Here is a 25,797-nt window from a genome sequence, read left to right on the forward strand (position 1 = left end):
GCCCGGCAAAACACGTGGCGTTTTACGCGTCGCGCGCCATTGCGCCCGGCATCAACGCCGCGCGGCGCACACAGCGTCTTCGGTTATCCAGAGCGACTCGGGCAGATCCTGCTCGTCGAGGTTGTGCCCCGCGCCGCCGCGATCGACGACGATAAAGTCGCTCACTTCGCCGAGCGCGATCAGCGGATGGTGCCACACGCCCTTCGCGTAGTTCACGCCTTGCCAGCCCTGCGTCACGAATGCGCGAATCTGCGTAATGTCGAGATCGCCTGCGGGCGCCACGACGATCAGATAGGGACGGCTATCGAGCGGCAAAAACGCCTGGCTGCCGAGCGGATGACGCTCGAGCATTTTCACCTCGAACGGAAGCACGCGCGCTTCGCCGCGAAAGAGATTGATGAGCGCGCGGCCGCCCTCGTCCGTCACGTCCACCTTCGCGAGATCGTGGTAGCGCATCGTCGTGCCGAGGTTGATCGGAAACGCATTCGCGCCTTCAAGTTCGATCACATCGCCGAACGGCGCGAACGCATCGCGCGTCAGCAGCTCGACGGCAAGCGTCGAGCCGGAGCGTTGCGTCGGATTGCTCATGGTCGGCTCATGATCGTTTCATGGTTGGCTCACAGCCCGCTTACGCGAGCGTGCCCCACAGGCGCAGGCGCGACACGCCGCCATCCGGAATGATGTTCAGGCGCACGTGCGTGACCGGACCGAGCGCAGCCAGCTCGCTTTCGAAGCTGTGTTGTGCGTCCATCTGCAGCTTCTGCTCGCCGAGCAGCACCGGCCAGAACATCGCCTGCGTGATGAGCGAACTGTCCGTGCCCCCCGTCACGCACGCAGCCTGTACCGAGCAGCGGTCGGGATAGTTGCCCTTGAAGTGCGCCGTGTCGACTTCGACCTTCTTGATGGTGCCAGGATGCGCGAGCGCGATGATCGCCCAGTCGTTACCCGGCTCGCGGCGGCGGCGCGTTTCCCAGCCATCGCCCATGTTCGCGCCGCGGCCCGGCATCAGCATGTTCGACGCGAGACCGAAGTGCTGGTTGTTCGCCGCGACCACGTACGCACCGTTCGCCATGGCGGCAAGGTCGAACGGCTCGCTACGGCTCGCGCCGTTCCAGTCCACCTGTGGCTGGCCGTAGACGCGCAGACGCGCGATGCCGCCGTCCGGATAGATGTTCAGCCGCACGTGCGTATATGGCTGGCCCGGCTCGCCGCCGATGGCTTCGAGGTAGTGATGGCTGTTGCCGCTCAGGGCCGTGGACGGCACGATCTCGAACCACGACGTCGAAGCCATCGGCGTGCCTTCGGACACATACGCGCCCTCCACCGATGCGGCGGGCGGATAGTTGCCGGTGAAATGGCTGGTATCGAGGTCGAGCCCCTTGATGACGCCAGCGCGCGCGAGCTTCACGATGCACCAGTCGTAGCCCATCGTGCGCTTGCGGCGCGTCTCCCAGCCGTCCATCCACTTGCCGTGGTCGTCGTACTTGCCCGGGACGAAGACAGCCGGCTCCGGGTTAAGCATGCGCGCCTTCGGCGCGAAGAATTCATCGCTTGCTTCGAGCGCCTGCGCACCGAGGCGCGGGTCCGCGAGATTCACATAGCGGCGGGTGAATGCTGGAGCGTTGGAATCGAGAGTCGGGAGTGCCATCGTCGTCTTCCTTTTTGTCTGTCCGGTGATACCGCAAAAGCGCCGCGTCAGGCATCGATCAACTCGTCGAGCCGAAAGCGCGCAATCCGATAGATCTCGTCGAGGCTCGCGCGTATTTCGTCGGCGCGATTGTTGTTCACGCGCGCTTCGAAGTTCGCGATGATGCCGCGGCGGTCGTGGCCGCGCACCGCGAGGATAAATGGGAAGCCGAACTTCTCGCGATACGCCCGGTTGAGCGACTGCAGCTTGTCGAACTCTTCCTGCGTGCACTGGTTCAGGCCCGCGCCGCGCTGTTCGCGCGTCGACTCGGCGGTCAGTTCGCCGTGCACCGCCGCCTTGCCCGCGAGTTCGGGGTGCGCACGGATCAGCGCGAGCTGCTTCGTCTCGCCCGCCGATTCGACGGCCTGCGACATCGCCCCATGCAGAGCCTCGACGCTCGTGAACGGACGCTCGGCGGCAGCAGCCTCGGCCGCCCATGGCGAGTGCTCGAAGATGCCCGAAAGCGCCGCCACGAAGGCTTCGGTCGAGGCGCGGTTGAGTTGTTCGAGGGTGTAGTGCATGGCCTTCATGTGGCAACTTCATGTGGCGGCCTTGCGGTCGCGCGGCCGGTAGGGATGATGCGTGCGCCAGTGGCGCGCGATGTCGACGCGGCGCGTCACCCAGACGCGATCATATTGTTCGATGTGGTCGAGAAAGCGTTGCAGCGCGCGAAACCGCCCTGGGCGGCCGAGCAACCGGCAGTGCATGCCGATCGACATCATCTTCGGCGCTTCGTCGCCTTCTTCGTAGAGCACGTCGAAGGCGTCGCGCAGATACGCGAAGAAATGGTCCGCCGTATTGAAACCCTGCGGCGTGGCGAAACGCATGTCGTTCGTGTCGAGCGTGTACGGAACGATCAGTTGCGGCACGGTCTTGCCGCCCGTCACTTCCACGTCCATCCAGAACGGCAGGTCGTCGCCGTAATAGTCGGAGTCGTAGAGAAAGCCGCCGTATTCCGCGACGAGACGGCGCGTATTCGGGCTGTCACGGCCCGTGTACCAACCGAGTGGACGCACGCCCGTCACGCGCTCGATCGCTTCCATACCGAGCTTCATATGTTCGGCTTCGCGTTCCGGCGTCGCGTCCTGATAGTGGATCCAGCGATAGCCGTGGCACGCGATCTCGTGACCGAGTTCGACGAATGCACGACCGAGTTCCGGATAACGCTCGATCGCCATGCCGACGCCGAACACCGTGAGCGGCAGGCCGCGCTTCTCGAACTCGCGCAGGATGCGCCACACACCGACGCGCGAACCGTACTCGTAGATGGATTCCATGCTCATGTGACGTGCGGGGTACGCGGCAGCGCCAACGATCTCCGACAAAAACTGCTCGGACGCGCTATCGCCGTGCAGCACACAGTTTTCGCCGCCCTCTTCGTAGTTGAGCACGAACTGCACGGCGACGCGTGCCTGGCCCGGCCAGTCGGCCTGCACCGGATGCCGGCCATAACCGGTTAGATCGCGAGGATAGAGAGGATCGAGTGCCATGGTGGAAGAGTCAACCGATCGTGTTGTGAACGCAAGATCCGCCGAAAGTCGAATTCGACGGGAAGCGGTCGCATCGTGCGGATCGCCGGTGCACAAACGGCGCGCGGCGGGTCAGCCCGGCAATCCGCTTTCAGGACCGGATCAGTGTAGCCAAATCATCCGGGCGCGCCCATACGTGCGCCACCCGAGTGCAGCCACCTCGCAATGCCCTTACGCACCGGTTGGCGGCGGCATTTCAATCGCCGCCAGCATGCCGGATATGCCCCATTTATCTGCCAGCGATTAGTCGCGACGCGAGTGCATCGGACATTCGCGTGCGGGCGAACGGCTTGGCCGTTAGTTGCATCTATGCGCCGTAAAAAAAGCGCCCGAAAGCGCTTTTGCGTGTCCGCATCAGCCGAGATGCGGATATCCGCTCACGGACAGCTCGAACCCGAGCGGTGTGGCGTGCAATTTCGCCTGCGCGCCGACCGGCAGCGTCACCATGTCCGGGATATGCCCGAACGGCAAGCCCGTGATGACCGGAATACCGACCACCGAGCGCACCTGCTCGATCATTCCATCGAGGTCGTAGCCGTTGTCGTAGTCGAACGGCTTGCCGCCCGAGAAGTCGCCCAGCACAAGTGCCTGCTGCCGCCCGATGATCCCCGAGAGGTGCAACTGATAGATCATGCGTTCGATGCGATACGGCTGCTCGTTGATGTCCTCGAGGAACAAAATACCGCCCTCCACCGGCGGCATGAACGGCGTGCCGATCAAAGACGTCATCACGGCGAGATTGCCGCCCCAGAGCGTGCCGGAAACATGTGCGGTTTGCGCCTGCGGGGCGTCCACGGTGAGCGTGAAATCGGGCTTCGAGAGCGTGTCCCAGAAGTGCTGCATCGTGAAGCTGCTGAGATCCTCGGCGCCGAAGTCGCTCACGAGCATCGGGCCGCCGAACGTCGTGAGTCCCGCGTGCGCAAGCAGCGCGAGCTGGATCGCTGTGAAGTCGCTATGGCCGCAAAACGCAATCGGCCGTCCGGCGAGCCGCCGCTGCAGGCCGTCGTAATCGAGCCCGTGCAGGAGGCGCACGGCGCCGTAGCCGCCGCGCACCGCGAGCACGATATCGGGCAAGTCGCGCGACGGATCGGCCAGGCGGTTGAGTTCGGCGGCGCGTTCACCGTCGGTGCCCGCGAAGCGCAGGTAGCGCCGCTCGGTGGCCGCCATGCCGTCGACGCGATGGCCTTCGGCCTGCAGGCGATCGAGCGCGCGCTCGACCACCAGCGGATCGGGCGGATAACCGGACGGTGCAATCAGTTCGATGGTGCGTTGCTGGGTCATTTCAATTGGGATGGGGTGTCGCCCTCGCCGGCGGAGCCATCATCCGCCGACGGCGTCTCGCCTGCTGCGGCACGGCGCGCCGCGCGGCTCGCCCGGCGTCGCTCCGCGAAGAACGAGCGCAGCGCGTCGCCACATTCGCTTTCGAGCACGCCGCCCACCACGCTGGTGTGATGATTCAACTGCGCGTTGGCGAAAGCATCGACGACACTGCCGCACGCGCCCGTCTTCGGGTCGTGCGCGCCGTAGACCACGCGCGCGATCCGCGCGTGCATGATGGCGCCCGCGCACATCAGGCACGGTTCGAGGGTCACGTAGAGTTCACAGCCCGGCAAACGGTAGTTTTCCAGCGCCTTCGCGCCCGCACGGAGCGCAGCCATCTCGGCATGCGCGGACGGATCGTGCGCCCCGATCGGATGGTTGAAACCTGTCGCGATCACCTCGTCGCCGCGCACCAGCACCGCGCCGACGGGCACCTCGCCTGCCGCACGCGCATCTTCGGCAGCCAGTTGGGCAAGCCGCATGAAATGGCGGTCGCGCTCGCTCACGGGATCGGGCTGTTGTGAAAGCGTGGACGTACCCGGCTGAACAGCATCAGGCGCTGCACCGGTGCAATCCTGCGGGTCGACGGCAACGCTGGAAGGCGCGGCCGGCGTGGCGGCCGGCGTGTTCACTGCGCCTCCGCCGGAATGGACTGTCTGGGCCGGGCGGACTCGGTTGACTGTGGATTGGCGACACGCCCGGAAAGCCGCTCGGCGATCCGTCGGCGGTATTCCTGAGGCACGACCGTCGCGCCGCCGCGCAGCGATTCGAGCGCCATGTCGAGCGCGAGCAAACGCGCGTGCAGACGGCATTGCGCCGCCTTGTCGCCGACCTTCGCGAGTTCCTGTTCGAGGTCACGCAACGCGCGCAACTGTTCGACAGCCGGAGGCACGAACCCGGCGTTCTTGAGAATGCGGTTAGCGACACGCACTTCTTCGGGGACAAACAGGTCGTCGTCGAATTCCTGGGGCGATCCGGCGCCCGGCAGATCGTCGAATTCCCCGCGCGCGGCTGCGGCGGCAATCCATTGTTCGACGAGGGCATCAAGCAATTTCATCGGTAATTCATTACGTTGCGGCTCACGCATTCTATCAGGGCGTAACCTGGCGGACCTTGAGGCTCTGTCGTGGCTTCCGTCGACGTGAATGGCTTGACAGCCGCTTGTCGAATGCTGCATGAACCGGCGTCCGGTTCTTTTTGAATGCCCCCGAGCGGGCACGAACCGCAACACCGTTATCGGGCAAGCGGGAATCGGGCAACCGCCGTGATGCGGGCAGCCCGTAAGCGCGGCATACGAGCGTACGCCGTGTGAAGCGGCTTCGCGCACGGCACGGCCTCAGACAGGCCTGCGCCGCGCGCGAAGCGCAGCGATGCCTAGTGCGCGAGCACCTTGGCAATCGCGTCAACCACGATCCCGACGTTCTTGTCGTTGAGCCCCGCCACGCACATCCGGCCCGAGCGCAGCACGTAGACGCCGAACTCTTCGCGCAGCCGCTCGACCTGGTCGGCCGACAAGCCCGTATACGTGAACATGCCGCGCTGGCGGACATAGCGCGACAGCGCCTCGCCGCTCACATACGCGCGCAGGCCGTCGTGAATCGCGACGCGCATGCGGGCAATACGCTCGCACATGGCCGCCAGCTCCTTCTCCCACGATTGCTTCAGATCCGGCGTGGTCAGCACGCGCGCGACGATCTTCGCGCCGTGCGTCGGCGGGTTGCTGTAGTTCGAGCGCACCGAGCCCGTCAACTGCCCGAGCACGCGATCGGCTGCCGCCGCGTCTTCGCAAACCACGTGCAGGCCGCCGCAGCGCTCGCCGTAGAGCGAGAAATTCTTCGAGAACGAGTTGGCGATCAGGGCCGGAAGCCCACGGCGCGCAATCTCGCGCACGGCGAACGCGTCGTCGTCGAGGCCCGCGCCGAAACCCTGGTACGCCATGTCGACGAACGGCAGCAGCTCGCGCTTTTGCAGCACGTCGATCAGCTGCTCCCACTGCGTGCGGTCGAGATCGACGCCCGTCGGGTTATGGCAGCACGCATGCAGCAGCACGATGCTCCTCGGCGGCAGCGCGTCGATAGCCGAGAGCATCGCGTCGAATTTCAGGCCGCCCGTCGCCTCGTCGTAGTACGGGTAGGTCTTCACCGTGAAGCCCGCGCGCTCGAAGATGAAGCGATGGTTTTCCCAAGTCGGGTCGCTCACCCAGACTTCGCTCGCCGGAAAATAGCGCTTGATGAAATCCGCGCCGACCCGGAGCGCGCCCGAGCCGCCGAGCGTCTGTACCGTCGCGATGCGCCCCGCCGTGCGTGACGGGCACTGCGCGCCGAACACGAGCGCCTGCACGGCGTCGCGATACTGGGCGAAACCCGCCATCGGCAGATAGGGCTTCGGTCCCGGCTCTTCGAGCAGCGCCGTTTCGGCGGTGCGGACGGCCTGCATCACGGGCAGACGGCCTTCGTCGTCGAAGTAGATGCCGATGCTCAGATTGACCTTGTTCTGGCGCGGATCCTTCTGAAAATTCTCGTTCAGCGTGAGGATCGGGTCGCCGGGATAGGCATCGATGTGTTCGAACATGGTGTTTGCGAAATGGGCTGTTCAGGATGAAAGACGATCGGGTTGCGCCTGGCGCGTGCCCGATCTGGCACCGCCTTGCAGCGCGGACCTCGCGTTGCGCTGCCAGAACCGGTACGCGAGCGCGAGCGCGGCGAGCCACACCGGAAGCAGATACACGGAAATCCGCAGTTCCGGCGAGAGATACATTACAACGAGAACGCCCGCGAGGAAAACCAGACATAAATAGTTCGTGAACGGATACCCGAGACTCTTGAACATCGTCATCTGTTGGGCGCGCGCCTTGTCGCGGCGGAACTTCAGGTGAATGAGGCTGATCATCGCCCAGTTGATGATGAGCGCCGACACGACGAGCCCCATCAGCAGTTCGAACGCCTTGCCGGGCATGAAATAGTTGACGATCACGCACACGCCGGTCGCGAGCGCGGAGACGCCGAGCGCCGCAAGCGGAATGCCGCGGCGGTTGACCTTGAGCAGCGACTTCGGCGCATTGCCTTGCTGCGCGAGGCCGTAAAGCATGCGGCTGTTGCAGTAGACGCCGCTGTTGTACACGGAGAGCGCGGCCGTCAGCACGATGAGATTGAGCACGCCTGCAACGAGATCGCTGTTCATCGCGTGGAAAATCAGCACGAACGGACTGCCGCCCGTCACGACCTTTTGCCATGGGTACAGCGAGAGCAGCACGGCGAGCGCGCCCACGTAGAAAAGCAGGATGCGGTAGATGACCTGATTGGTCGCGCGCGGGATCGTGTGCGCGGGATCGTCGGCTTCGGCGGCTGTGATGCCGACGAGTTCGAGGCCGCCGAACGAGAACATCACGACGGCCATCGCCATCACGAGGCCGCTCACGCCGTGCGGGAAAAAGCCGCCGTGCCGCCAGAGGTTGGCCACGCTGGCGTCGGGACCGGCATGACCGCTCACGAGCAGCCAGCCGCCGAACGCAATCATGCCGACAATCGCGAGCACCTTGATGATCGCGAACCAGAACTCCAGTTCGCCATACGACTTCACGCTCGTGAGATTGATCGCGTTGATGATCGCGAAAAACGCGAGCGCCGACACCCACGTGGGCAGGTTCGGCCACCAGTAGTGCATGTAGATGCCGACGGCGGACAGCTCGGCCATGCTCACGAGGATGTACAGCACCCAATAGTTCCAGCCCGAGAGAAAGCCTGCGAACGGACCGAAGTACTTGTCGGCGAAATAGCTGAACGAGCCCGCGACCGGTTCGTCGACGACCATCTCGCCGAGCTGGCGCATGATGAAGAACGCGATGATGCCCGCAATGCCGTAGCCGAGCAGCACCGAAGGCCCGGCCGTCTGGATCGTCTGCGCGATGCCGAGGAAAAGACCTGTGCCAATTGCGCCGCCAAGTGCGATCAGCTGAATATGGCGGTTCTTGAGGCCACGTTTGAGCTGGCCGCTTTTATCGTTTGAAGTCATGTTTTTCCGGTCGCCTCAGTGCGGCGTATCCGGCCAACGATTTTAAATAATCAGGAAATAAAAATGCGCGCGCAATGAACTGGGGCGAAGCGCGCAGCCGGACGCGCGAGGCGATGGCGCGCGGTTTGAGCCCCTGCGGCATGATTTCTTTCCCACATAAGCTTCGACGGCATAAAAAACTCTTTCACGGACAATAAGTTAATGATTTTACCGTGTCTCGAGACCGCCAGCGACAGCGCACGCTTGCGCGGAACGCCGCACCGCACATGGCATATCGTTCCCAGGCCGAAAATCTGACAATCACACAACAAAAATCGGGAAATACTCCCTAATCTGGAATATCTCCCGTGCTGTAAGCTGAAAACCGGTTTAGCTCGATTTGGATGGGGAAATCGCACAGCAAGCGCCATCGTGCGTAACAGCGGTTTTAGCCGTTCTTCCTGATGGCAGGTGACCGTCGATTTCTCTATTTTATTAGCATTACTGAGTTAGCCATTGTAGATCAGGGTTCCAAATCTTTCGCAAAGCCTGTATCCGCTCCCGGTGATCCAGGTGATACAGCTTTCTTTACGGAGTCGCCGCTCCCCTGCCGATTCCAACATGGCCCGTTTTATCGCTACACGATTCTGTTTGCCCTGTTTGCCGACGCGTGCTGTCCCTCTCCGGGGTTGACGTTTCATCAATAATGAGGTCTGCAAGTGAACAAGAAAATCCTGTGCGCATTAATCGCTCCGCTCGTATTTTCTGCAGGGGCCGCCCATGCCGATTCGCCGCCGCCAGTAGGCACCCATTTCGCGGCGCTGCCCGATCACTTCACGAAGCGCGTGCTCGTTACCGGCCTCAAAAATCCGCACAACATGGTGCTGGGGCCGGACGGGCAACTCTGGCTGACCGAACAGGCCACCAGGCGCGTGCTGCGCGTCGATCCGAAGACCGGCAAGCTTTCGGTGCTGGCCGAGATTCCCGACGTGGTCTACGACGAGGGGCATCAAAACGGCCTGCTCGGCATTGCCCTCCACCCGGAACTGCTCAAGCGCACGGGACATGACTACGTCTATGTTTCCATGACCTACGCAACCGGCAAGGGCGGCGATGCCCCGAACGCCACCTTGATCCGCCGCTATACGTACGACGCGAACACCGGCAAGCTCGCGCATCCGGTCGACCTGATCAAGGGCATGCCGTCGAGCTTCGACCATCAGTCGGCGCGCCTGCTGTTCGGCCCGGACCACAAACTCTATTACTCGATCGGCGACCAGGGCCACAACCAGTTCTCCTATCTCTGCCAGCCGAATCACGCGCAGGACATTCCCACTGAAGCCCAGATCAAGGCGGCGGACTACTCGCTATACCAGGGCAAGATCCTGCGTCTGAACGTCGACGGTTCGATCCCGAAGGACAACCCGGTGATTCACGGCGTTAAAAGCCATATCTATGCGTACGGGATCCGTAACACGCAGGGCATGGTGTTCTCGCCGAACGGCAAGCTGTTTGCGGCCGAGCATGGTCCGAACACCGACGACGAGCTGAACCTGATCGTGCCGGGCGGCAACTATGGCTGGCCGCACGTCGCGGGCCGCAAGGACGATTCCGGTTACGCGTATGCGAACTGGTCGGCAGCGAAAGGCGGCTGCGAGGCGCTGAGGGAGAAGGAGAAGGACCCTGCCCAAAACGGCCTCAAGGTGCCGGACGCCGTACCGGTAACGAAAGAATCGCAATGGTCGGATCCGGCCTTCGTCGAACCGATCAAAACCTTCTACACCGTACCGAGCAATTTCGACTTCAACGATCCGGTCTGCGCAGACAAGAATCTGTACTTCATCTGCTGGCCGACTATCGCGCCGTCGTCCGTGACGTACTACAAGGGCGGCCCGCACGGCGTGCCGGGCTGGGAGCATTCGCTGCTCATCACATCGCTCAAGCGCGGTCTCGTGTTCCGCGTGAAGCTGGATGCAACCAATACCGTTGCGATGGGCGACGCCACTCCGCTGTTCCGCTCGATTAACCGCTATCGGGAAATCGTCGCGAGCCATGACGGCTCGACGATCTACGTCGCGACCGACTCCGCCGGCCTGGGCACGACCGAAGCAGGGAATGCTTCGTTCAAGCTCGATAATCCGGGGTCGATTATCGAGTTCAAGTACACCGCGGGTAAGTAAGGGCGGGATGTTGTTCTGTCAAACCCGGGCGCGGGGAAATCCAGCCCGGGTTTTTATTTTGTTTTTATTGCGACTGATTTACTGGTTATTCCCACTCGGTTGTCAATCCGAGGCTGGAGCCTTGTGGGGATGGCGTTTCCACCTAGCCACGCGATGTCGATACCGTCGCCGATACCGAAAATCGTGCCCGGCAATTGATGGCTGTTATCGGAACACGCCGGAGTATCAATGCTCGTTTTGTTTGAAAAATCGCGAATACTGATCGCCCCAAGGTGATGTGTGACTGCAATACCGTCGCTAATACCGTCAGCATCGTTAGAACGCGGTCCTCAATACCGTCACAACCGCAATGCGGCGCTAAGATCCTCGTGCTCGAAGGCACTTGCCATCCGTGCCATCTCTGCGCGCGTGCAACCCACTTCCTGGGCAACCGCTTGCCATGCCCGGGTAACGTCGGCTACCTCCCGGATCGTGGCCCGAGCCTGTTTCAGCGTCAGGCCAAAAAACTCCGCCGCATTTGCCAGGAGTCCCACCGAGCACGTTCCCTCGTCGAGATCGATATTGGTCGTCAGGATGCGCGCCTTCAGATCGGTCGGCGTGGGATTGAGGTCATAGGCCGGTGACAATATCCACCCATCTCGCCCCGCCCACAGGAAGCCGTGGTTGCGCAAATGGTCATCCACATTGGAAACCAGAACATTGAACGTCACGCGACGATACAACTGCGCAGCGTCTGCCCGCGCCTTCGCCCCGTGTTGTGTCAGTGCGTCAACTAGTTCGGGATAACTGCCGCGTTGGCCGTCCCGCGACCCCGTCATCGACATAGCCGAGAGAAAGGGAATGCGAATGTTGCCCGCGCGATCGAAGCGGCGCGATAGCAGTACCGGCTTGCCTGCTACGTGGAGCAGTTCGTGGTGCGGAGTGGATATGCCGGCGCGTTCAGCCAATCGCAGTGCGATTTCCTCCCAAGTCTCGATGCTGTAGTCATCATTCTCCTTCGGAAATTTGGCAATCGACAAATGGCCGTGCTGGTCGATGACCGAGGCCTTGGGGCGCGCACCACCGAGCGACGACCCAGGCGCGAAGATGAGTTGCAGATCCTCATCGGTTTCCTCGTCGCGGAGAATACGTTCGGTGATTTGCAGCAGCCGCCCCAGTTCGATGATTGCGGGAACACCGGTGGGTACAGGCGCTTGGAACTCGTCCTCTCCGTTCCAGCGAAACCGCAGGGCGCCCAGCCGCGTTTCATCAGCCACGCCCAGCAGATAATCGAGTTCACCGAGCGTACGGACGTGCCGCCCTTCCCGTTCGGCTTGGTGACGCTCCGAACGCTGCATGAGACGGCGCCCCCAGGTATCGGGAGCCGAATCGCCGATCGAACCAAAGATCGGTTGATCGGGCTGCGGTGGAAAGATACCGCGCGTCAACGCCAGCGCTGGTTCGATAGAAAAGCGATCGTCGTCGGCCAGCCAAGCCTCGTCATATTCGAACGTAACCGTTGCTTCCCGACGCGACGTATGGCGCCTGAGCAGCCCTACCGGTCGTGACGTGCCAGCAAGATCGATATAGACGTCAACATCAGCCATGATCACCCTTTTCCTCTCGTTCGCGGCAGACGGACACGCTGCGGCAGTGCCGCGGTCGCCAGGGCGAGTCCCGTCGTATCCCGATCGGTGCCAGCGGATTCGCTCAGCCCGTCAAGGAGTCCCAGCGCCTGCAGCACGGCCGCGTAGATGCCGATGCTTACACCCGGATCTCCTGCTTCGACCCGCTGCAGTGTCGCGCGCGACGTGAAAGCCCGTTCGGCAATCACCGCCATGGTCAGCTTGCGGCGGCGGCGCGCATCATGGATATCGGCGCCTAGTTTTCGCAATGCCCGTCGGACGGCAGCGGAAGGCGTATGAGGAGTTGGCATGCCGTCACCTTCGTAATGCGTTAAGTGGCATTAAAGTATCACGAAGATAACATTTTATCCGAAAGCTGTCTGCGGGCGGGGCAGGCACAGCCTATGTTGTCTGGCACCTCCGTCGGCAACGCGTGCCCGGTAAACTTGAAAAGTCCGGAGGAATCAAGCAGGCCAGTACTGTCAACGATACCCAGATTCCGGCTTGGCACTAGCGGCATTTGGTGGAGGGCTCGGGGTGCCAGAAATCAGCAAGAATTCTTACATTTATATTACGCTCCACCCCCATGAGCGCACTTGTTCAACCGCATTCAATTGCAAACTCAATGCCTGCGCCAGGAACGCATGGCGTCTCACAACATTCCTGATCAAGCGCCGGAATATGTCCGAAAAAGGACTCGGTGCCCCCTTCAGCGCCTGCGGGCTACAGCATAATTCCAATCATTTACTATTGCGCACGAGATAGAAGAGAGGAGCCGATCCTGTGCAGTCGAATGCAACTGCAGCAGAACTTTTCAAGCATTTGGGCGCCGAGAAGTCCACGCTCTATCGATGCATCATGGATGTCTTCGCCGCGGCCAAGCGACAATACAGGCTCCAGCTTCGCCCCGACGAGGTTCTCGCTGAGGCGAACTGGTCCGAAGGGATGCCGCGTATCGAGGAAGTCAACGCTGCACTGACCCAACTGACCGAATGGGGAAATCTCGAATCCCAGCCAGATACGGCACGCGTTTCTTCGCTCAACGACTTTTACCGCGCACGCTTTCTCTACCGGCTTTCTCACGGGGGCGAGGCCGTGGAAACGAGCCTCGCCGTGTTCTTCCAGACACTACAGCGACGGGCCGAATTGCAAAGCGTGGCGCTGGAAGACATTGCCAGCCGCCTGCAGGCTCTACAGCAGCTGATCGACGATGACACCCCCGAAAATGGACTCGACGTCGCCAAGACACACCAGCTCCTGCGCGATCTGGTCGGCGTCTTCCATGACCTTGCAGAGAACGCACAGGCATTCATGGCAGGCGTCGCGCGAAGCCTGGAGCTTCGGCAAGCCGAAGCACATGCTGTCGTCGCATACAAACGCCGCCTCATCGACTACCTCGATCGCTTCCTTGGGGATCTGGTACGGCGCTCCGACTTCATCGCTCGGCTCATCGAGGAACTAGGTCCCCGCATCGACTCTGTCTTCCTTCTCGTGGCGGACCGAGAAGCCCAGGATGCCGCTCCGGAAGACGCGCAGAATCAAGCCGACGAAAAATTGAGGCGCTGGCGGGCTTGGCGTGAACGTTGGAAAGGCCTGCGCGGCTGGTTTTTGTCGACGGGACAGGAACCACCTCAAGCCGAGTTGCTGCGCGCACGCGCACGCGCCGCCATACCGCTACTCTTGGGCGCCATCGCCACATTGAACGAACGCCGCAGCGGACGTAGTGACCGCTCTGCCGACTTTCGCACGCTCGCCTACTGGTTCGCCGCATGCAACAGCGGCAGCGAAGCCCATCGGATGGCGCGGGCAGCTTTCGCACTTCATCCCGCCCAGCACTATTCCCTGAATCCCCAGGCCGATGACGACCTGCCTGCCAGCACGCCTTGGGCAGATGCGCCGCCGCTCCAAATCAACCCTCGCTTGCGCGAATATGGCGAGGCCGCCCCCCGGGGACCGCTCCCGAAGGTACGTGACCGCAGCACGGAGCGCGCGCTTATGGCCGAGCAGTTGGCAGAAGAATCACGCCAGGTCGATGCTGCTCGGCAACGCTTGGCCACCGGGCGTCCAATCCGCCTGTCCGAGCTGGGCGACCTGGACGTTCACGCCTTCGCCCTGTTTCTCAATCTTCTAGGAGAAGCACTGACCGAACAAGTGCATCCCGACCAGCCCGTCGAGCGCCAGACGGGCGACGGACTCCTCCATATCCGCATGGAGCCGCTCGATGCCACCACCGAAGCTCGCATCACGACCTCTGCCGGCGTTTTCGCGGGCCGGGATCACCTTCTCACGATCACGCTTACGCAAGAACCGACATGACTGCACGCACATCATGGGGACACGATCGTCAGCGAATCGGTGAACTCCAACGTGTCCAACAACAAGACGAGTTTCGCCGAGCGCTGCGTGCGCTGCTGTTGCAGCCGCTGATGGCACCGGACCATGACGCTTTCCCGGCGGTACGCCGCCAAGCCGAACGACTGCGCGACTGGTTTGCGCGGGAAACCGGCTGGCCCCTGCATGTCGAACGCGATGGCGCCCGGCTTTTCAAGCGCCCCGCGAACCTAGCCGATGATACACGCGGGCTGCCGAACTTCGACCGGCAGCGCTATGTCTTGCTCTGCCTCGCGTGTGCCGTGCTCGAGAGAGCTGATCCGCAGATTACGTTGCAGTTGCTCGGCGAACGCCTGATGCAGTTGGCGTCCGATCCAACGTTGGTTTCTTGCGGCTTCCAGTTCACGCTCGGTAGCGTTGCCGAGCGGCGTGACCTCGTTGCCGTGTGTCGCACTCTGCTCGACTTCGGCGCCTTACAACGTGTCGCTGGCGACGAGGATAATTTCGTCCATGAAAATGGCTGGGCGCAATCAGACGCACTCTACGATGTCCAGCGGCGCATGCTGGCGGGCATGCTCGCAGCTGTGCGTGGACCGTCGACGTGGCGTGTCGAAGATGCACCGATCGATTTCGAGGATCGGTTGCGCTCATTGGTAGCGGAGCACGTTGCCGACAGCGAACAGGGACATCGCGATGCTCTTCGTCACCATCTGGCGCGCCGGCTTCTGGACGATCCCGTGATCTACGGCGCGTCCTTGGATCCCGAGCATCTCGCATACTTCATCAATCAGCGCGGCGCAATGGCAGCCCGCCTTTGCGAAGCCGCTGGACTCACCGCTGAGCAGCGAGCCGAAGGGCTCGCGTTGACCGATGAATCGGGAGAGCTCACCGACATCTCGATGCCTGCCGAAGGAACTGAAGCACACATTACGCTGCTGGTCGCCGAGTTTTTGGCCTCACGCCTGCGAGAGGTGCCGGAAATCGCATTGACATCCCAAGACGCTGTAGCCGCCTTCCTGCGCGGTGCCACGGAGCAATATGGTCGCTACTGGCGCAAATCGGCACGCGAACCTGGCGCTGAAATGGAGCTGGCCGAAATCGCACTCGACCGATTGGAGCGGCTGCAACTGATTGTCCGAATCCATCGCGAGATTCGACCGCTGCCGGCCATCGCCCGCTTCGCTCTGGGCAATCCCGAAATTCGTTCGAAAGCAACCGGCGACGTTACTCCAGAATTATTGCTTATAGACACATGACCGACACCCTCATCGATTCGCCCCAGGCACCGCGTCCGGTATTGCCGGAACCCGGACACGAGCGGTGGCAACCGCTGCGGATCGGCCTCGTGGAACTTTTTCACTACGACAGTGAGGAATTCTGGTTCCGCGACGGCCATTTGCTGCTACGTGGCAACAACGGCACCGGCAAGTCCAAAGTGCTGTCTCTCACCTTGCCATTTCTCTTCGACGCCCAACTGCGCCCGTCGCGTATCGAACCGGACGGGGACAACGGCAAGAAAATGGCCTGGAACCTGCTGATGGACGGCTATAAACGCCGAATCGGCTACACGTGGATTGAGTTCGGCAGACGGCAAGCCGACGGCATGGCGCGCTATTTGACCCTGGGGGCCGGGTTGTCGGCGGTGACCGGCAAAACGCAGGTCGATAGTTGGTTCTTTTTGATCGAAAGCTCGTCGGGTGAACAAGATCCGCGTATCGGTCAAGATCTATGGCTCACGAACGAACAGCGGATCGTGTTGACCCGCGAGCGGTTGCGCGAACTTCTGGAAGAGCGCGGTCGTGGCACAGTCTTTGAGAACGGTCGCAACTATCGCCGAGCTGTGGATGAGCGGCTCTTCCACCTTGGCGAAAAGCGGTACGAAGCGCTCATGGACACCTTGATCCAACTGCGCCAGCCACAATTGTCGAAGAAACCCGACGAATCGGGCCTTTCCCACGCACTGACGGAAGCGCTCCCCCCTATGCCACAGGAATTATTGGCGGACGTGGCGGACGCGCTGAATCAGTTGGAGGCGGATCGTGAGCAGTTGGACAACACTCGTCAGCTCGAGCAGGCAGTCAGGCATTTCGAGCAAAGATACCGGACGTACGCCAGCACGTTGACTCGACGTCAGGCGCGCGAACTTCGTCAGGCACAGACCGCATTCGACAATGCCAGCGAGGAGCGCAACAACGCACAGAACGTATTGCACGCTGCGAAGGACGCAGAGGCCGAAGCGATCCGCACTCGTGACGCCGCGAAACAAGCGTTGACCGTGGCGCGAGAGCGCCTGGAAACGCTGCAAAGCGATCCGGCCAACCAGGACGCCAATCGCCTGAGCCAAGCCGAAAGAGATGTCAGGGACCGAAAGGAGGAAGCGGCCAAGGCAGAGGAACAACGCGAGGAGGCTCGGCGGCAACTGGAACGCGAAAAGGAACGCAGCCGGGCGTCCAACCAGCGGGCCGAGGCAACACGAAGCGAAGTCGCGTCCGCGCGCACGCAATGCGCGTCCGATGCGCAAACCGCTGGCACGGCCGTCGCGCTGTCCCGCAACCCACTCGTCGCGCTCCCCCTCGACGAGCTCGCCGAGCTACCGGTGACGCAATTCGCGTCCGCGGCGACCGAGTTGCGCGATGCCGCGAACAGGCGCCGCGAAAATATCCGGTATCTGGAACAGCGCCACGCTGCGGTGGCTACCAAACGGTCGACGCTTCAAACATTACAGACAGCCCAAAACGATTGCCAAGCAGAACTCGAGGAAGCGATAGAGCGGCGGGCCGAAGCCGATCTGGATGCAGAAACGACAGGCAATGCGCTGATCGACGCCTGGACGAAATATTGCGCCGGTCTGGAACAGCTACGTTTTGAACCACAGAACGCACTATCCGAGCTTGCAGGCTGGACAGCCCGTCCTGACGGCATCAATCCGGTTCATTCGGCGCTGACCACAGCTTACTCGCAAGCATTGGAACAACACGCCGCTCGCCAAACCGAACTTGCGACGCGCCAGCATGACCTGGATCAGGAACGCCGTGTTCTGGCCAACGAACTGGAACAGCTCGCGGCAGGCCAGGATGCTATCCCGCCCGTTCCCGCGACCCGGGGCTCGAACGTTCGCGAGGGACGGGCAGGCGCCCCGCTCTGGCAACTGATCGATTTTCACTCTCATGTCACGCCGCAACAGCGTGCAGGTCTGGAGGCATCGCTGGAAGCGTGCGGCCTGCTGGACGCATGGGTCGCGCCTGACGGCAACGTGTGCGATACGGCGGGAAGACCGATTTGGGACACGCAATGCCGGCAACGTCCCACCGTCGCGGGCGAGAATCTTCTGAGCCTGCTGTCGCCTGCGGCACCGGAAGGTTGCACGGTAGATTCAGCGCTGATAGAAGCCTTGCTTGCCAGCATCGCTTGCGGACCGGAAGACGATCTCGCTGCCGAATCCTGGATCGCTGCGGATGGGCGCTTCCGGCTAGGTGCACTTACAGGTGCGTGGGATAAACGGGAAGCCGTATACATCGGCCACACTGCCCGGGCGCAAGCCCGACAACGCCGGATGCACGAAATTGCGCTACGGCTTCAGCAACTGGATGCTGAAGTTTCTATCGTGTTACAGGCAGTTGAAGCGCTTGCCGCCGATCGCGCGAAAACCAAAGAAGAGTTGGGCGGCGCACCTACCGATACCTCGCTCCGCCAGGCGATTCTTGCCGCGGCAAGCGCCGAGCGTGACGTACTTCAGGCTCGCACTCGACTCGATCAAGCCGACACCCGATGCAGGGCAGCAGAGACCGAACTCTACGCGGCACGCGAAGCGCTTGGGAACGATGCCATCGACCTGCAACTGCCGCTCGACCGGGCAGGCCTCGCTCCGATCGACAGTGCCTTGGACCAATTCACCGATGCGCTCCACATATTGTCCCAAGCCGGCCGGGAATGGCGCAGCGCCTGGCCGGACCACCTGAAGCAGCAGGAGCGTGAGATCGAAGCCCAAGTCGCTCTGGAACGCCGAGAGGACGACCTCAGCACTGCAAATGAACGGAGGGAGAAAACCCTCTCGCGCTACGCCGTCCTGATGGAGGCGATTGGCGCGAAAGTTGGAACATTGCGCCTGCAACTGGAGGAGGCAACCCGGAATGCAACCAAAGCCTCGACCGACGCCGACGACAAACAAGCAGTCTTGATCAAAGCAGCCGAAGCCCGCGCCATAGCCGATACTCAAGCCACCACCACGAATCGTGTGCTGGCGGAGCGCGCGGACATTCGCACACTGGCTGTTGAGCGGCTCCAACGCTTCACTGAAAGCACGCTGCTGGCCTCTGCGCTGCCCGACCTGCCCCTCCCGCCCGCCGGCGTGCACTGGACCATCGATCCAGCGCTGCAACTGGCGCGCAGAGCAGAACAAGCGCTCGCGCACATCGGGGATGACGACGTCAGTTGGAGCCGCATCCAGCGCCAAGTCTCGGAGGACCTGACCGAACTACAACGCTCGCTCAGCGCGCTCGGCCATCAGGCGGCTTCCGAACCGAACGATTGGGGCTTCACAGTCCACGTCAATTATCAGAACCGCTCGGAGCGACCGGACACACTGGCCGTTCACCTTGCTGACGACATTGCGCAGCGCAGCGAACTGCTATCGGCCAGGGAGCGTGAGATTCTGGAGAACCACCTGCAAGCGGAGATCGCTGCGGAAATCCAGCGCTTGATGCGTGCAGCGGACAAACAGGTCAACGCGATCAATGACGAGTTGTACAAACGTCCCACCACGACTGGCGTCCGCTACCGCTTGCAATGGCAACCTCTTGCGCCGGAAGAAGGTGGGCCCTTGGGCCTCGAGATCGCACGCGAACGGCTGCTCAATACGAGTTCGGACCTTTGGTCCGCAGAAGATCGTCGCGTAGTGGGCATCATGTTGCAGCAGCAAATCTCCATGGAGCGAGCCCGTGCTGAAGACGATGCCACCGCGTCCGGTTTCAGCCTGAACGATCAATTGGCACGAGCGCTGGACTACCGCCGGTGGCATCGGTTTCTCGTCCAGCGTCAAAGAGACAAGAACAGCAGCTGGCAAAAACTCTCCGGCCCCGCCTCGAGCGGAGAACGTGCACTTGGACTGACCGTTCCACTTTTCGCGGCCATCGCCAGCTTCTATGGTCGAGGAGGCAACCCGCACGCGCCACGCCTGATGTTGCTTGACGAAGCCTTCGCAGGCATCGATGATGCAGCTCGCGCACATTGTATGGGACTCATCCGCGAATTCGATCTGGATTTCGTCATCACCAGCGAACGCGAATGGGCATGCTATGCAGAACTGCCCGGCGTATCGATTTGCCAGTTGCAACGGCGCGAGGGTATGGATGCCGTCTTCGTTTCACGCTGGACATGGGATGGGCGAGCCAAGCGGCGCGAAAGCGATCCCGACCGGAGATTTCCCGATACATGATGCGGACCGACACACCAGCCAGCCCCGATGCCCGGCTGCAACGTTTGCTAGGTGGTGCTCAGCTAGGCTCGCTCCGCCAGCGTATGCGGCGCCACTTCGAACGCGTCGACAACGGCACGGCGGGAAGTAGCATGCTGCTGACCCAGCTCAGCCCCGCGGAACACGAAGCTTTGGGGTTGCTCATCGGCCGACCATCTCGCATTTCCCGATCGGTACGGGTCGACATTGAACGACTCGACAGCGCGCTGCGAGATGCTGGCATCGCCGATTCGCTGCGAGCAGCGCTCGAACGCATCGATGGTCCGATCGTGAGTCGCGCTGCCGTCAGGGCAAACACTTACGCACAGTGGACCCGCATGATCGCACTTGACTCCTGGCACAGCGTACTGCGCGCCTGGCTCAAGTCCCCTGCGGCGCTGGGTCTGCTCAAACGCCTTTCCCGACAGGATCCGACAACGGGACAGCAATTGCTCGGACGAGCAGATGCCACGCTGCATCGGCTGCCGGCCCAAGATATCGCACGCTCTCAACTGGCCGCAGAGACCCTAGGTAATGCACATGCACTCGACGGCGGTGAACCGACGGCCACGATCGTATTGGCTGCTTGGCGGCACATGGAACATACAGCCGCCTACGACGACAACTTGCGCGACACAAACGGCAATCCGGACGACCCGCCGCAACTCGACGATCGCACTCGCGACATTTGGGCGCGGGCGGGTGTGCTGGTCAACGAGCTGTCCCGCCCCGCCCTGTTCCTGAATCTTCCGGTCACCGCTGGCGCCCCGGCAGGAGAGCCTCCCGGCGAGCCAGGCTACGCATCGTTGCGCAGGTTGCTGCGAACGCCGCCGGCGTGGTCCGTACGTGGCACCACGGTGTTCGTCTGTGAAAATCCCAACTTCGTAGCCATCGCGGCCGACCAACTGGGGGCGGCAAGCGCGCCGCTGGTCTGCACAGATGGTATGCCAGCCGCCGCACAACGGACACTGTTGACCCAGTTGGTGCATGCGGGAGCTCATTTGATGTACCACGGGGATTTCGACTGGCCAGGCTTGCAGATCGGAAACCAAATGATGTGCACATGGCATGCACATCCATGGCGATTCGCGACCCAGGACTATGAGGCTGCCGTGGCAAATTCTCCTCCCGTAACGCACGAACTGAGTGGCGCTTCGGTATCAGCCTCATGGGATGAATCATTGGCTGCTGTGATGCAACGCCATGGCATCGCCATTGCCGAAGAGGCGGTCGCGGCAGTATTACTCGAGGATCTGAGTCGAAGGTGCCCCTAGTAAGTCCGCCCTGTCGTCGTATGAGACCTCGTGGGGGCGGCAGAAAAGTGAAGCCGAACGCGTTACTAGTAAGCAATATGATGCAATTCAGATACCGTTGACGGCTCTGACGGTATCAAACGGGCCTCTGCGCATGCGCCCGCGTATACCGTCAGAAATACCGCCAAATTGTGGTTGCTCGGACTCGCCGCAGGTTCGGATGCACTTTTAGAATTCTCATATTTCTCAGGGGCTTACGAACCTGCACCGGCCAATTTAGAATTGGGCCCACGTCATTTACAACGCGCCACAACGCATTGATTTTAAAGGAGATTTAAGAAACCCTCACTCCCACTCAATCGTCGCCGGCGGTTTCCCCGAAATGTCGTACACGACACGATTAATCCCGCGCACTTCGTTGATGATCCGGTTCGACACATACCCGAGCAGGTCATGCGGCAGATGCGCCCAGTGCGCCGTCATGAAGTCCTGCGTCTGCACGGCGCGCAGCGCCACGACATATTCATAAGTGCGGCCGTCGCCCATCACGCCGACGCTCTTCACCGGCAGGAACACCGCAAACGCCTGGCTCGTCAGGTCGTACCACGACTTGCCCGTTTCACGGTCGATGGTGTTGCGCAGCGACTCGATAAAGATCGCATCGGCGCGGCGCAGCAGATCGGCGAACTCGCGTTTCACTTCGCCGAGAATCCGCACACCGAGGCCCGGGCCCGGGAACGGATGGCGATACACCATCTCGGGCGGCAGGCCGAGCTTCACGCCCAGCTCGCGCACTTCGTCCTTGAACAGTTCGCGCAACGGCTCGAGCAACTTGAGGTTCAGCGTCTCCGGCAGGCCGCCGACGTTGTGGTGGCTCTTGATCGTATGCGTGGCCTTCTTGCCCTTGCCCGCCGATTCGATCACGTCCGGATAGATCGTGCCCTGCGCGAGCCACTTCGCATCGGTGAGCTTGCCCGCTTCGGCCTGGAACACTTCGACGAATTCCGCGCCGATGATCTTGCGCTTCGCTTCGGGATCGGTCACGCCCGCGAGCTTCGAGAGGAACGCTTCGCTCGCATCGACGTGGATCACCTTCACACCGAGGTTCTCGGCGAAGGTCGCCATGACCTGTTCGGCTTCATTCAGGCGCAGCAGGCCGTGATCGACAAACACGCAGGTCAGCTGGTCGCCAATCGCGCGATGCAGGAGCGCGGCCGCCACCGACGAATCCACGCCGCCCGAAAGACCCAGAATGACGTGCTCGTCGCCGACCTGCTTGCGGATCGACTCGACGGCTTCGTCGATGTAATGCCCCATTTCCCAGTCGGCCTTAGCCTTGCAGATGCCGAGCACGAAGCGCTCGATCATCGCGCGGCCCTTCAGGGTGTGCGTGACTTCCGGGTGCCATTGCAGTCCGTAGAAGCGGCGTGCCTCGTCGGCCATCGCTGCGATCGGGCACGATTCGGTCGATGCCATCAGCTTGAAGCCTTCCGGCATTTCGGTGACCTTGTCGCCGTGGCTCATCCAGACCTTGAGCATGCCGTGGCCTTCAGACGTCTCGAAGTCCGAAATGCCTTCGAGCAGGCTCGTGTGGTTGCGCGCACGCACTTCGGCATAGCCGAATTCGCGCACGTGGCCGACATCGACCTTGCCGCCGAGTTGCTCGGCCATCATCTGCATGCCGTAGCAAATGCCGAGCACCGGTACGCCGAGTTCGAACACGACTTGCGGGGCGCGCGGCGTGTCGGAAGTCGTGACCGAGTTCGGGCCGCCCGAGAGGATGATCCCTTTCGGCGCGAATTCGCGGATGAATGCTTCATCCACGTCGTACGGGTGGACTTCCGAGAAGACGTGCGCTTCGCGCACGCGTCGCGCTATGAGCTGGGTGACTTGCGAACCGAAGTCGAGAATCAGGATTTTGTCGTGCATGGCTGCGGACTAGACCTAAGAAAGAACGGATACGGAACGCCGCGCAAGCTGCACGGCGTGAATTCTGAATGCGGTTGTGTGGTGCTCTTCGTCGTACTTTTTCGTGCGCCACAGGTCGGACGCAAGGCTGCCGGGTGCTGGCACGGCTCAGCCATGCAGCGGTGGCCGAGGCGCATCGGCCGCCTCATCGCGGGCCGCCAGACGGGCCTCCTCGGCAGACAGCGCGGTGCGCTGCGCAGCGTCCCCGGCCGCAGGCTGCGGGCGCGCTGCCTGAGCCTGCGCGCTGCCGCTCGCCGACACTGCGCCCGAAAAAACCGGCTCTGCATAAGTCACCGATTCCCGCCGCGGCTCGCTCTTTGCGCCACGCCGCGTCGCCGTGGTTTCTGCCGTCTGCGTTTGTGTCTGTGCCTGCGCTTGTGCTTTCTCGCGCCGCCGGACCGCACCGGCAAGCCGCACAGCGCCGAACCCGATCACGATCAGCCACGCACCCACGCCGCCAGCAATCAACTGGCCGAAGGCCGTCAGCTGCGGCTTGTGCAGCCCGATCAACCAGACCAGCATCAGCACGCCGCTGATCCAGTCGATGTGACCGGCTACGCGCCCGACCGGCACCGTCATTGCGCCATCGAATGCGGCGCGCAGCGCGAGCCACGACAAACCCAGCAGCGTCACGCCGAGCACCTGCCCGACGAATGCCGGCTGCGGTTGCACCAGTTGCAGCGCGTCGTACAGCGAGGTCCACGGAGTCAGCAGGAACAGCGCTCCGAAGCCCAGCAGCATCAACGCATCGACAATCAGTACAACGCGCAGCAGCAGCTTCATGGGCGATTAGTCCACGTGATAGTTGGGCGCTTCCTTCGTGATCTGGACATCGTGCACGTGCGATTCGCGCATGCCCGCCGACGTGATCTCGACGAACCCGGCCTTCTCGTGCATTTCGTCGATCGTGCTGCAGCCGCAGTAGCCCATCGAAGCGCGCACGCCGCCGATCAGCTGGAACAGGATCGCATTGACGGAGCCCTTGTACGCCACGCGTCCTTCGATACCTTCCGGCACGAGCTTGTCGATGTTCGCCGAGTTGTCCTGGAAGTAGCGGTCCGCGGCGCCGTCCTTCATCGCGCCCACCGAACCCATGCCGCGATACGACTTGTACTGGCGGCCCTGATACAGGAACACGTCGCCCGGCGATTCTTCGGTGCCCGCGAACATGCTGCCCATCATCACGGCGTTCGCGCCCGCTGCGAGCGCCTTCGAGACGTCGCCCGAGTAGCGCACGCCGCCGTCGGCGATAACCGGAACACCGGTGCCCTTCAGCGCGTCCGAGACATTCGCGATTGCGCTGATCTGCGGCACGCCCACGCCCGCGACGATACGCGTCGTGCAGATCGAGCCCGGGCCGATGCCGACCTTCACGCCGTCCGCGCCGTACTCGACGAGTGCGCGCGCCGCGTCGGCGGTGGCGATGTTGCCGCCGATCACTTCGACGTGCGGGAAGTTCTGCTTGACCCAGCGGACGCGCTCGAGCACGCCCTTGCTATGGCCGTGCGCCGTGTCGACGACGATCACGTCGACGCCGGCCTGGACCAGCAGCTCGACGCGCTCTTCGTTGTCGGGACCCACGCCGACCGCCGCGCCCGCGCGCAGCTTGCCGTGCTCGTCCTTACAGGCGGCCGGGTGCTCGGTCTGCTTGGTGATGTCTTTCACGGTCATGAGACCGCGCAGTTCGAACGCGTCGTTGACGACCAGCACGCGCTCGAGGCGGTGGCTGTGCATGAGCGCCTTGGCTTCGGCGAGCGGCGTGCCTTCCTTGACGGTGACGAGACGCTCGCGCGGCGTCATGATCGAGCGCACGGGTTCGTCCAGACGGGTTTCGAAGCGCAGGTCGCGATTCGTGACGATGCCGATGAGCTGTGCGCCCTCGACCACCGGGAAGCCCGAAATGCCATGCTGCTGCGACAGGGCGATCACGTCGCGCACGCGCATTTGCGGCGGAATCGTGATCGGATCGCGCAGGACGCCCGATTCGAAGCGCTTGACCTTCGCGACTTCGCGCGCCTGCTCGGCGGGCGTGAGGTTCTTGTGGACGATGCCGACGCCGCCCTGCTGCGCCATGGCGATTGCCAGACGGCCTTCGGTGACCGTATCCATCGCGGCCGAGACGAGCGGAATGTTCAGGGAGATATTGCGGGTCAGCCGTGTCTTGAGGCTGGTGTCGCGCGGAAGAACGTCGGAGAAGGCGGGAACGAGGAGCACGTCATCGAACGTGAGTGCTTTCTGGATCAGACGCATGGCAAATCCTATAGGCGCAAAAGCAGATTATACGGGATAGCGCCCTGGAAATCATCAGTATCAACAGTAGGTTAGCGATGATTCCAGGAAAACTCCGGGGCCGGGGATGCGCGCGTGCGCGCGCACCGGTCCGGCCCTTTGCGGCGCCCGGCGCGCTGAACCGGAAACCGCCGCGTTGCAGGATTGAACAAGACTGATGCGCAGTGCACGGGCTAAGCTCGAAGCCAGTCTCA

At 62.3% G+C, this 25,797-nt stretch carries 20 protein-coding genes; 5 read left to right on the forward strand and 15 right to left on the reverse strand.

Annotated elements, in window-relative coordinates:
• Nucleotides 1-51: 51 nt before the first annotated feature.
• The 10 genes from EPN59_RS00545 to EPN59_RS00590 all read right to left on the reverse strand — a co-directional run bounded on the left by EPN59_RS00545 (nucleotide 52) and on the right by EPN59_RS00590 (nucleotide 8,689).
• Nucleotides 52-588 carry an ureidoglycolate lyase gene (locus EPN59_RS00545; protein WP_293034168.1) on the reverse strand — a complete coding sequence of 179 codons (537 nt, stop codon included), beginning with the start codon at nucleotides 586-588 and terminating at the stop codon, nucleotides 52-54.
• 40 nt (nucleotides 589-628) lie between these two features.
• A complete protein-coding gene (gene alc, locus EPN59_RS00550) occupies nucleotides 629-1,648 on the reverse strand; it encodes an allantoicase (protein WP_293034167.1) in 1,020 nt (339 codons plus the stop codon).
• 47 nt (nucleotides 1,649-1,695) lie between these two features.
• Nucleotides 1,696-2,217: a 2-oxo-4-hydroxy-4-carboxy-5-ureidoimidazoline decarboxylase gene (gene uraD, locus EPN59_RS00555; protein ID WP_293034166.1), complete on the reverse strand. Its 522-nt coding sequence runs from the start codon at nucleotides 2,215-2,217 to the stop codon at nucleotides 1,696-1,698.
• A gap of 9 nt (nucleotides 2,218-2,226) precedes the next feature.
• The gene (puuE, locus tag EPN59_RS00560; RefSeq protein ID WP_293034165.1) at nucleotides 2,227-3,177 is read right to left on the reverse strand and encodes an allantoinase PuuE; all 951 of its coding nucleotides are present in this window, start codon (nucleotides 3,175-3,177) and stop codon (nucleotides 2,227-2,229) included.
• A gap of 393 nt (nucleotides 3,178-3,570) precedes the next feature.
• A complete protein-coding gene (ldcA, locus tag EPN59_RS00565) occupies nucleotides 3,571-4,497 on the reverse strand; it encodes a muramoyltetrapeptide carboxypeptidase (RefSeq protein ID WP_293034164.1) in 927 nt (308 codons plus the stop codon).
• Nucleotides 4,494-5,042 carry a tRNA adenosine(34) deaminase TadA gene (gene tadA, locus EPN59_RS00570; protein WP_293034172.1) on the reverse strand — a complete coding sequence of 183 codons (549 nt, stop codon included), beginning with the start codon at nucleotides 5,040-5,042 and terminating at the stop codon, nucleotides 4,494-4,496. The genes ldcA and tadA overlap by 4 nt, the downstream gene beginning before the upstream one ends.
• Before the next feature lie 122 nt (nucleotides 5,043-5,164).
• Nucleotides 5,165-5,593 (reverse strand): DnaJ family domain-containing protein, encoded by a 429-nt coding sequence (locus EPN59_RS00575; protein WP_293034163.1) that lies wholly within the window; start codon nucleotides 5,591-5,593, stop codon nucleotides 5,165-5,167.
• A 317-nt stretch (nucleotides 5,594-5,910) separates the two neighbouring features.
• Entirely contained in the window at nucleotides 5,911-7,107 is a 1,197-nt protein-coding gene (locus EPN59_RS00580) for an amino acid aminotransferase (RefSeq protein WP_293034162.1), read from the reverse strand.
• 21 nt (nucleotides 7,108-7,128) lie between these two features.
• On the reverse strand, nucleotides 7,129-8,547 hold the full coding sequence (locus EPN59_RS00585; RefSeq protein ID WP_293034161.1) for an amino acid permease: 1,419 nt from the start codon (nucleotides 8,545-8,547) through the stop codon (nucleotides 7,129-7,131).
• On the reverse strand, nucleotides 8,531-8,689 hold the full coding sequence (locus EPN59_RS00590) for a hypothetical protein (RefSeq protein ID WP_293034160.1): 159 nt from the start codon (nucleotides 8,687-8,689) through the stop codon (nucleotides 8,531-8,533). The genes EPN59_RS00585 and EPN59_RS00590 overlap by 17 nt, the downstream gene beginning before the upstream one ends.
• A 556-nt stretch (nucleotides 8,690-9,245) precedes the next feature.
• Here EPN59_RS00590 and EPN59_RS00595 point away from each other — a divergent pair.
• Nucleotides 9,246-10,706 carry a glucose/sorbosone family PQQ-dependent dehydrogenase gene (locus EPN59_RS00595; RefSeq protein WP_293034159.1) on the forward strand — a complete coding sequence of 487 codons (1,461 nt, stop codon included), beginning with the start codon at nucleotides 9,246-9,248 and terminating at the stop codon, nucleotides 10,704-10,706.
• Between the two features lie 338 nt (nucleotides 10,707-11,044).
• Here EPN59_RS00595 and EPN59_RS00600 read toward each other — a convergent pair whose 3' ends face one another.
• Both EPN59_RS00600 and EPN59_RS00605 read right to left on the reverse strand, forming a co-directional pair.
• Nucleotides 11,045-12,292 carry a type II toxin-antitoxin system HipA family toxin gene (locus EPN59_RS00600; protein WP_293034158.1) on the reverse strand — a complete coding sequence of 416 codons (1,248 nt, stop codon included), beginning with the start codon at nucleotides 12,290-12,292 and terminating at the stop codon, nucleotides 11,045-11,047.
• 2 nt (nucleotides 12,293-12,294) lie between these two features.
• Nucleotides 12,295-12,621, reverse strand: a complete 327-nt coding sequence (locus tag EPN59_RS00605) for a helix-turn-helix transcriptional regulator (protein ID WP_293045341.1) — start codon at nucleotides 12,619-12,621, stop codon at nucleotides 12,295-12,297.
• Nucleotides 12,622-13,093: 472 nt separating this feature from the next.
• On the opposite strand from EPN59_RS00605, the gene EPN59_RS00610 reads away from it, so the two are divergent.
• From EPN59_RS00610 to EPN59_RS00625, 4 genes are read left to right on the forward strand one after another with little or no spacing between them, the layout of a single operon-like run.
• Nucleotides 13,094-14,626 carry a TIGR02677 family protein gene (locus EPN59_RS00610; RefSeq protein ID WP_293035503.1) on the forward strand — a complete coding sequence of 511 codons (1,533 nt, stop codon included), beginning with the start codon at nucleotides 13,094-13,096 and terminating at the stop codon, nucleotides 14,624-14,626.
• Entirely contained in the window at nucleotides 14,623-15,897 is a 1,275-nt protein-coding gene (locus tag EPN59_RS00615) for a TIGR02678 family protein (protein WP_293035504.1), read from the forward strand. Before EPN59_RS00610 ends, EPN59_RS00615 begins: the two co-directional genes overlap by 4 nt.
• On the forward strand, nucleotides 15,894-20,075 hold the full coding sequence (locus EPN59_RS00620; protein ID WP_293035505.1) for a TIGR02680 family protein: 4,182 nt from the start codon (nucleotides 15,894-15,896) through the stop codon (nucleotides 20,073-20,075). Before EPN59_RS00615 ends, EPN59_RS00620 begins: the two co-directional genes overlap by 4 nt.
• Nucleotides 20,072-21,367 (forward strand): TIGR02679 family protein, encoded by a 1,296-nt coding sequence (locus tag EPN59_RS00625; RefSeq protein ID WP_293035506.1) that lies wholly within the window; start codon nucleotides 20,072-20,074, stop codon nucleotides 21,365-21,367. Before EPN59_RS00620 ends, EPN59_RS00625 begins: the two co-directional genes overlap by 4 nt.
• Before the next feature lie 324 nt (nucleotides 21,368-21,691).
• Here the strand turns inward: EPN59_RS00625 and guaA are convergent, their stop codons facing one another.
• From guaA to guaB, 3 genes are all read right to left on the reverse strand, one after another.
• Entirely contained in the window at nucleotides 21,692-23,275 is a 1,584-nt protein-coding gene (guaA, locus tag EPN59_RS00630) for a glutamine-hydrolyzing GMP synthase (protein WP_293035507.1), read from the reverse strand.
• Between the two features lie 147 nt (nucleotides 23,276-23,422).
• Nucleotides 23,423-24,097, reverse strand: coding sequence for a hypothetical protein (locus EPN59_RS00635; protein WP_293035508.1), 675 nt, complete (start codon nucleotides 24,095-24,097; stop codon nucleotides 23,423-23,425).
• Nucleotides 24,098-24,103: 6 nt separating this feature from the next.
• Complete coding sequence (guaB, locus tag EPN59_RS00640; RefSeq protein ID WP_293035509.1) at nucleotides 24,104-25,564, reverse strand: IMP dehydrogenase; 1,461 nt, start codon at nucleotides 25,562-25,564, stop codon at nucleotides 24,104-24,106.
• Nucleotides 25,565-25,797 lie beyond the last annotated feature (233 nt).

Origin of the sequence: Paraburkholderia sp. (genome assembly GCF_004298475.1) — a bacterium.
Lineage (GTDB): Bacteria > Pseudomonadota > Gammaproteobacteria > Burkholderiales > Burkholderiaceae > Paraburkholderia > Paraburkholderia denitrificans.

Excerpts from the sequence above, each read along its gene's own strand:
- EPN59_RS00545 (WP_293034168.1), bottom strand. The coding sequence starts at position 588 with ATGAGCAATCCGACGCAACGCTCCGGCTCGACGCTTGCCGTCGAGCTG.
- alc (WP_293034167.1), bottom strand. The coding sequence starts at position 1,648 with ATGGCACTCCCGACTCTCGATTCCAACGCTCCAGCATTCACCCGCCGC.
- uraD (WP_293034166.1), bottom strand. The coding sequence starts at position 2,217 with ATGAAGGCCATGCACTACACCCTCGAACAACTCAACCGCGCCTCGACC.
- puuE (WP_293034165.1), bottom strand. The coding sequence starts at position 3,177 with ATGGCACTCGATCCTCTCTATCCTCGCGATCTAACCGGTTATGGCCGG.
- ldcA (WP_293034164.1), bottom strand. The coding sequence starts at position 4,497 with ATGACCCAGCAACGCACCATCGAACTGATTGCACCGTCCGGTTATCCG.
- EPN59_RS00575 (WP_293034163.1), bottom strand. The coding sequence starts at position 5,593 with ATGAAATTGCTTGATGCCCTCGTCGAACAATGGATTGCCGCCGCAGCC.
- EPN59_RS00580 (WP_293034162.1), bottom strand. The coding sequence starts at position 7,107 with ATGTTCGAACACATCGATGCCTATCCCGGCGACCCGATCCTCACGCTG.
- EPN59_RS00585 (WP_293034161.1), bottom strand. The coding sequence starts at position 8,547 with ATGACTTCAAACGATAAAAGCGGCCAGCTCAAACGTGGCCTCAAGAAC.
- EPN59_RS00590 (WP_293034160.1), bottom strand. The coding sequence starts at position 8,689 with ATGCCGCAGGGGCTCAAACCGCGCGCCATCGCCTCGCGCGTCCGGCTG.
- EPN59_RS00600 (WP_293034158.1), bottom strand. The coding sequence starts at position 12,292 with ATGGCTGATGTTGACGTCTATATCGATCTTGCTGGCACGTCACGACCG.
- EPN59_RS00605 (WP_293045341.1), bottom strand. The coding sequence starts at position 12,621 with ATGCCAACTCCTCATACGCCTTCCGCTGCCGTCCGACGGGCATTGCGA.
- EPN59_RS00615 (WP_293035504.1), top strand. The coding sequence starts at position 14,623 with ATGACTGCACGCACATCATGGGGACACGATCGTCAGCGAATCGGTGAA.
- EPN59_RS00620 (WP_293035505.1), top strand. The coding sequence starts at position 15,894 with ATGACCGACACCCTCATCGATTCGCCCCAGGCACCGCGTCCGGTATTG.
- EPN59_RS00625 (WP_293035506.1), top strand. The coding sequence starts at position 20,072 with ATGATGCGGACCGACACACCAGCCAGCCCCGATGCCCGGCTGCAACGT.
- guaA (WP_293035507.1), bottom strand. The coding sequence starts at position 23,275 with ATGCACGACAAAATCCTGATTCTCGACTTCGGTTCGCAAGTCACCCAG.
- EPN59_RS00635 (WP_293035508.1), bottom strand. The coding sequence starts at position 24,097 with ATGAAGCTGCTGCTGCGCGTTGTACTGATTGTCGATGCGTTGATGCTG.
- guaB (WP_293035509.1), bottom strand. The coding sequence starts at position 25,564 with ATGCGTCTGATCCAGAAAGCACTCACGTTCGATGACGTGCTCCTCGTT.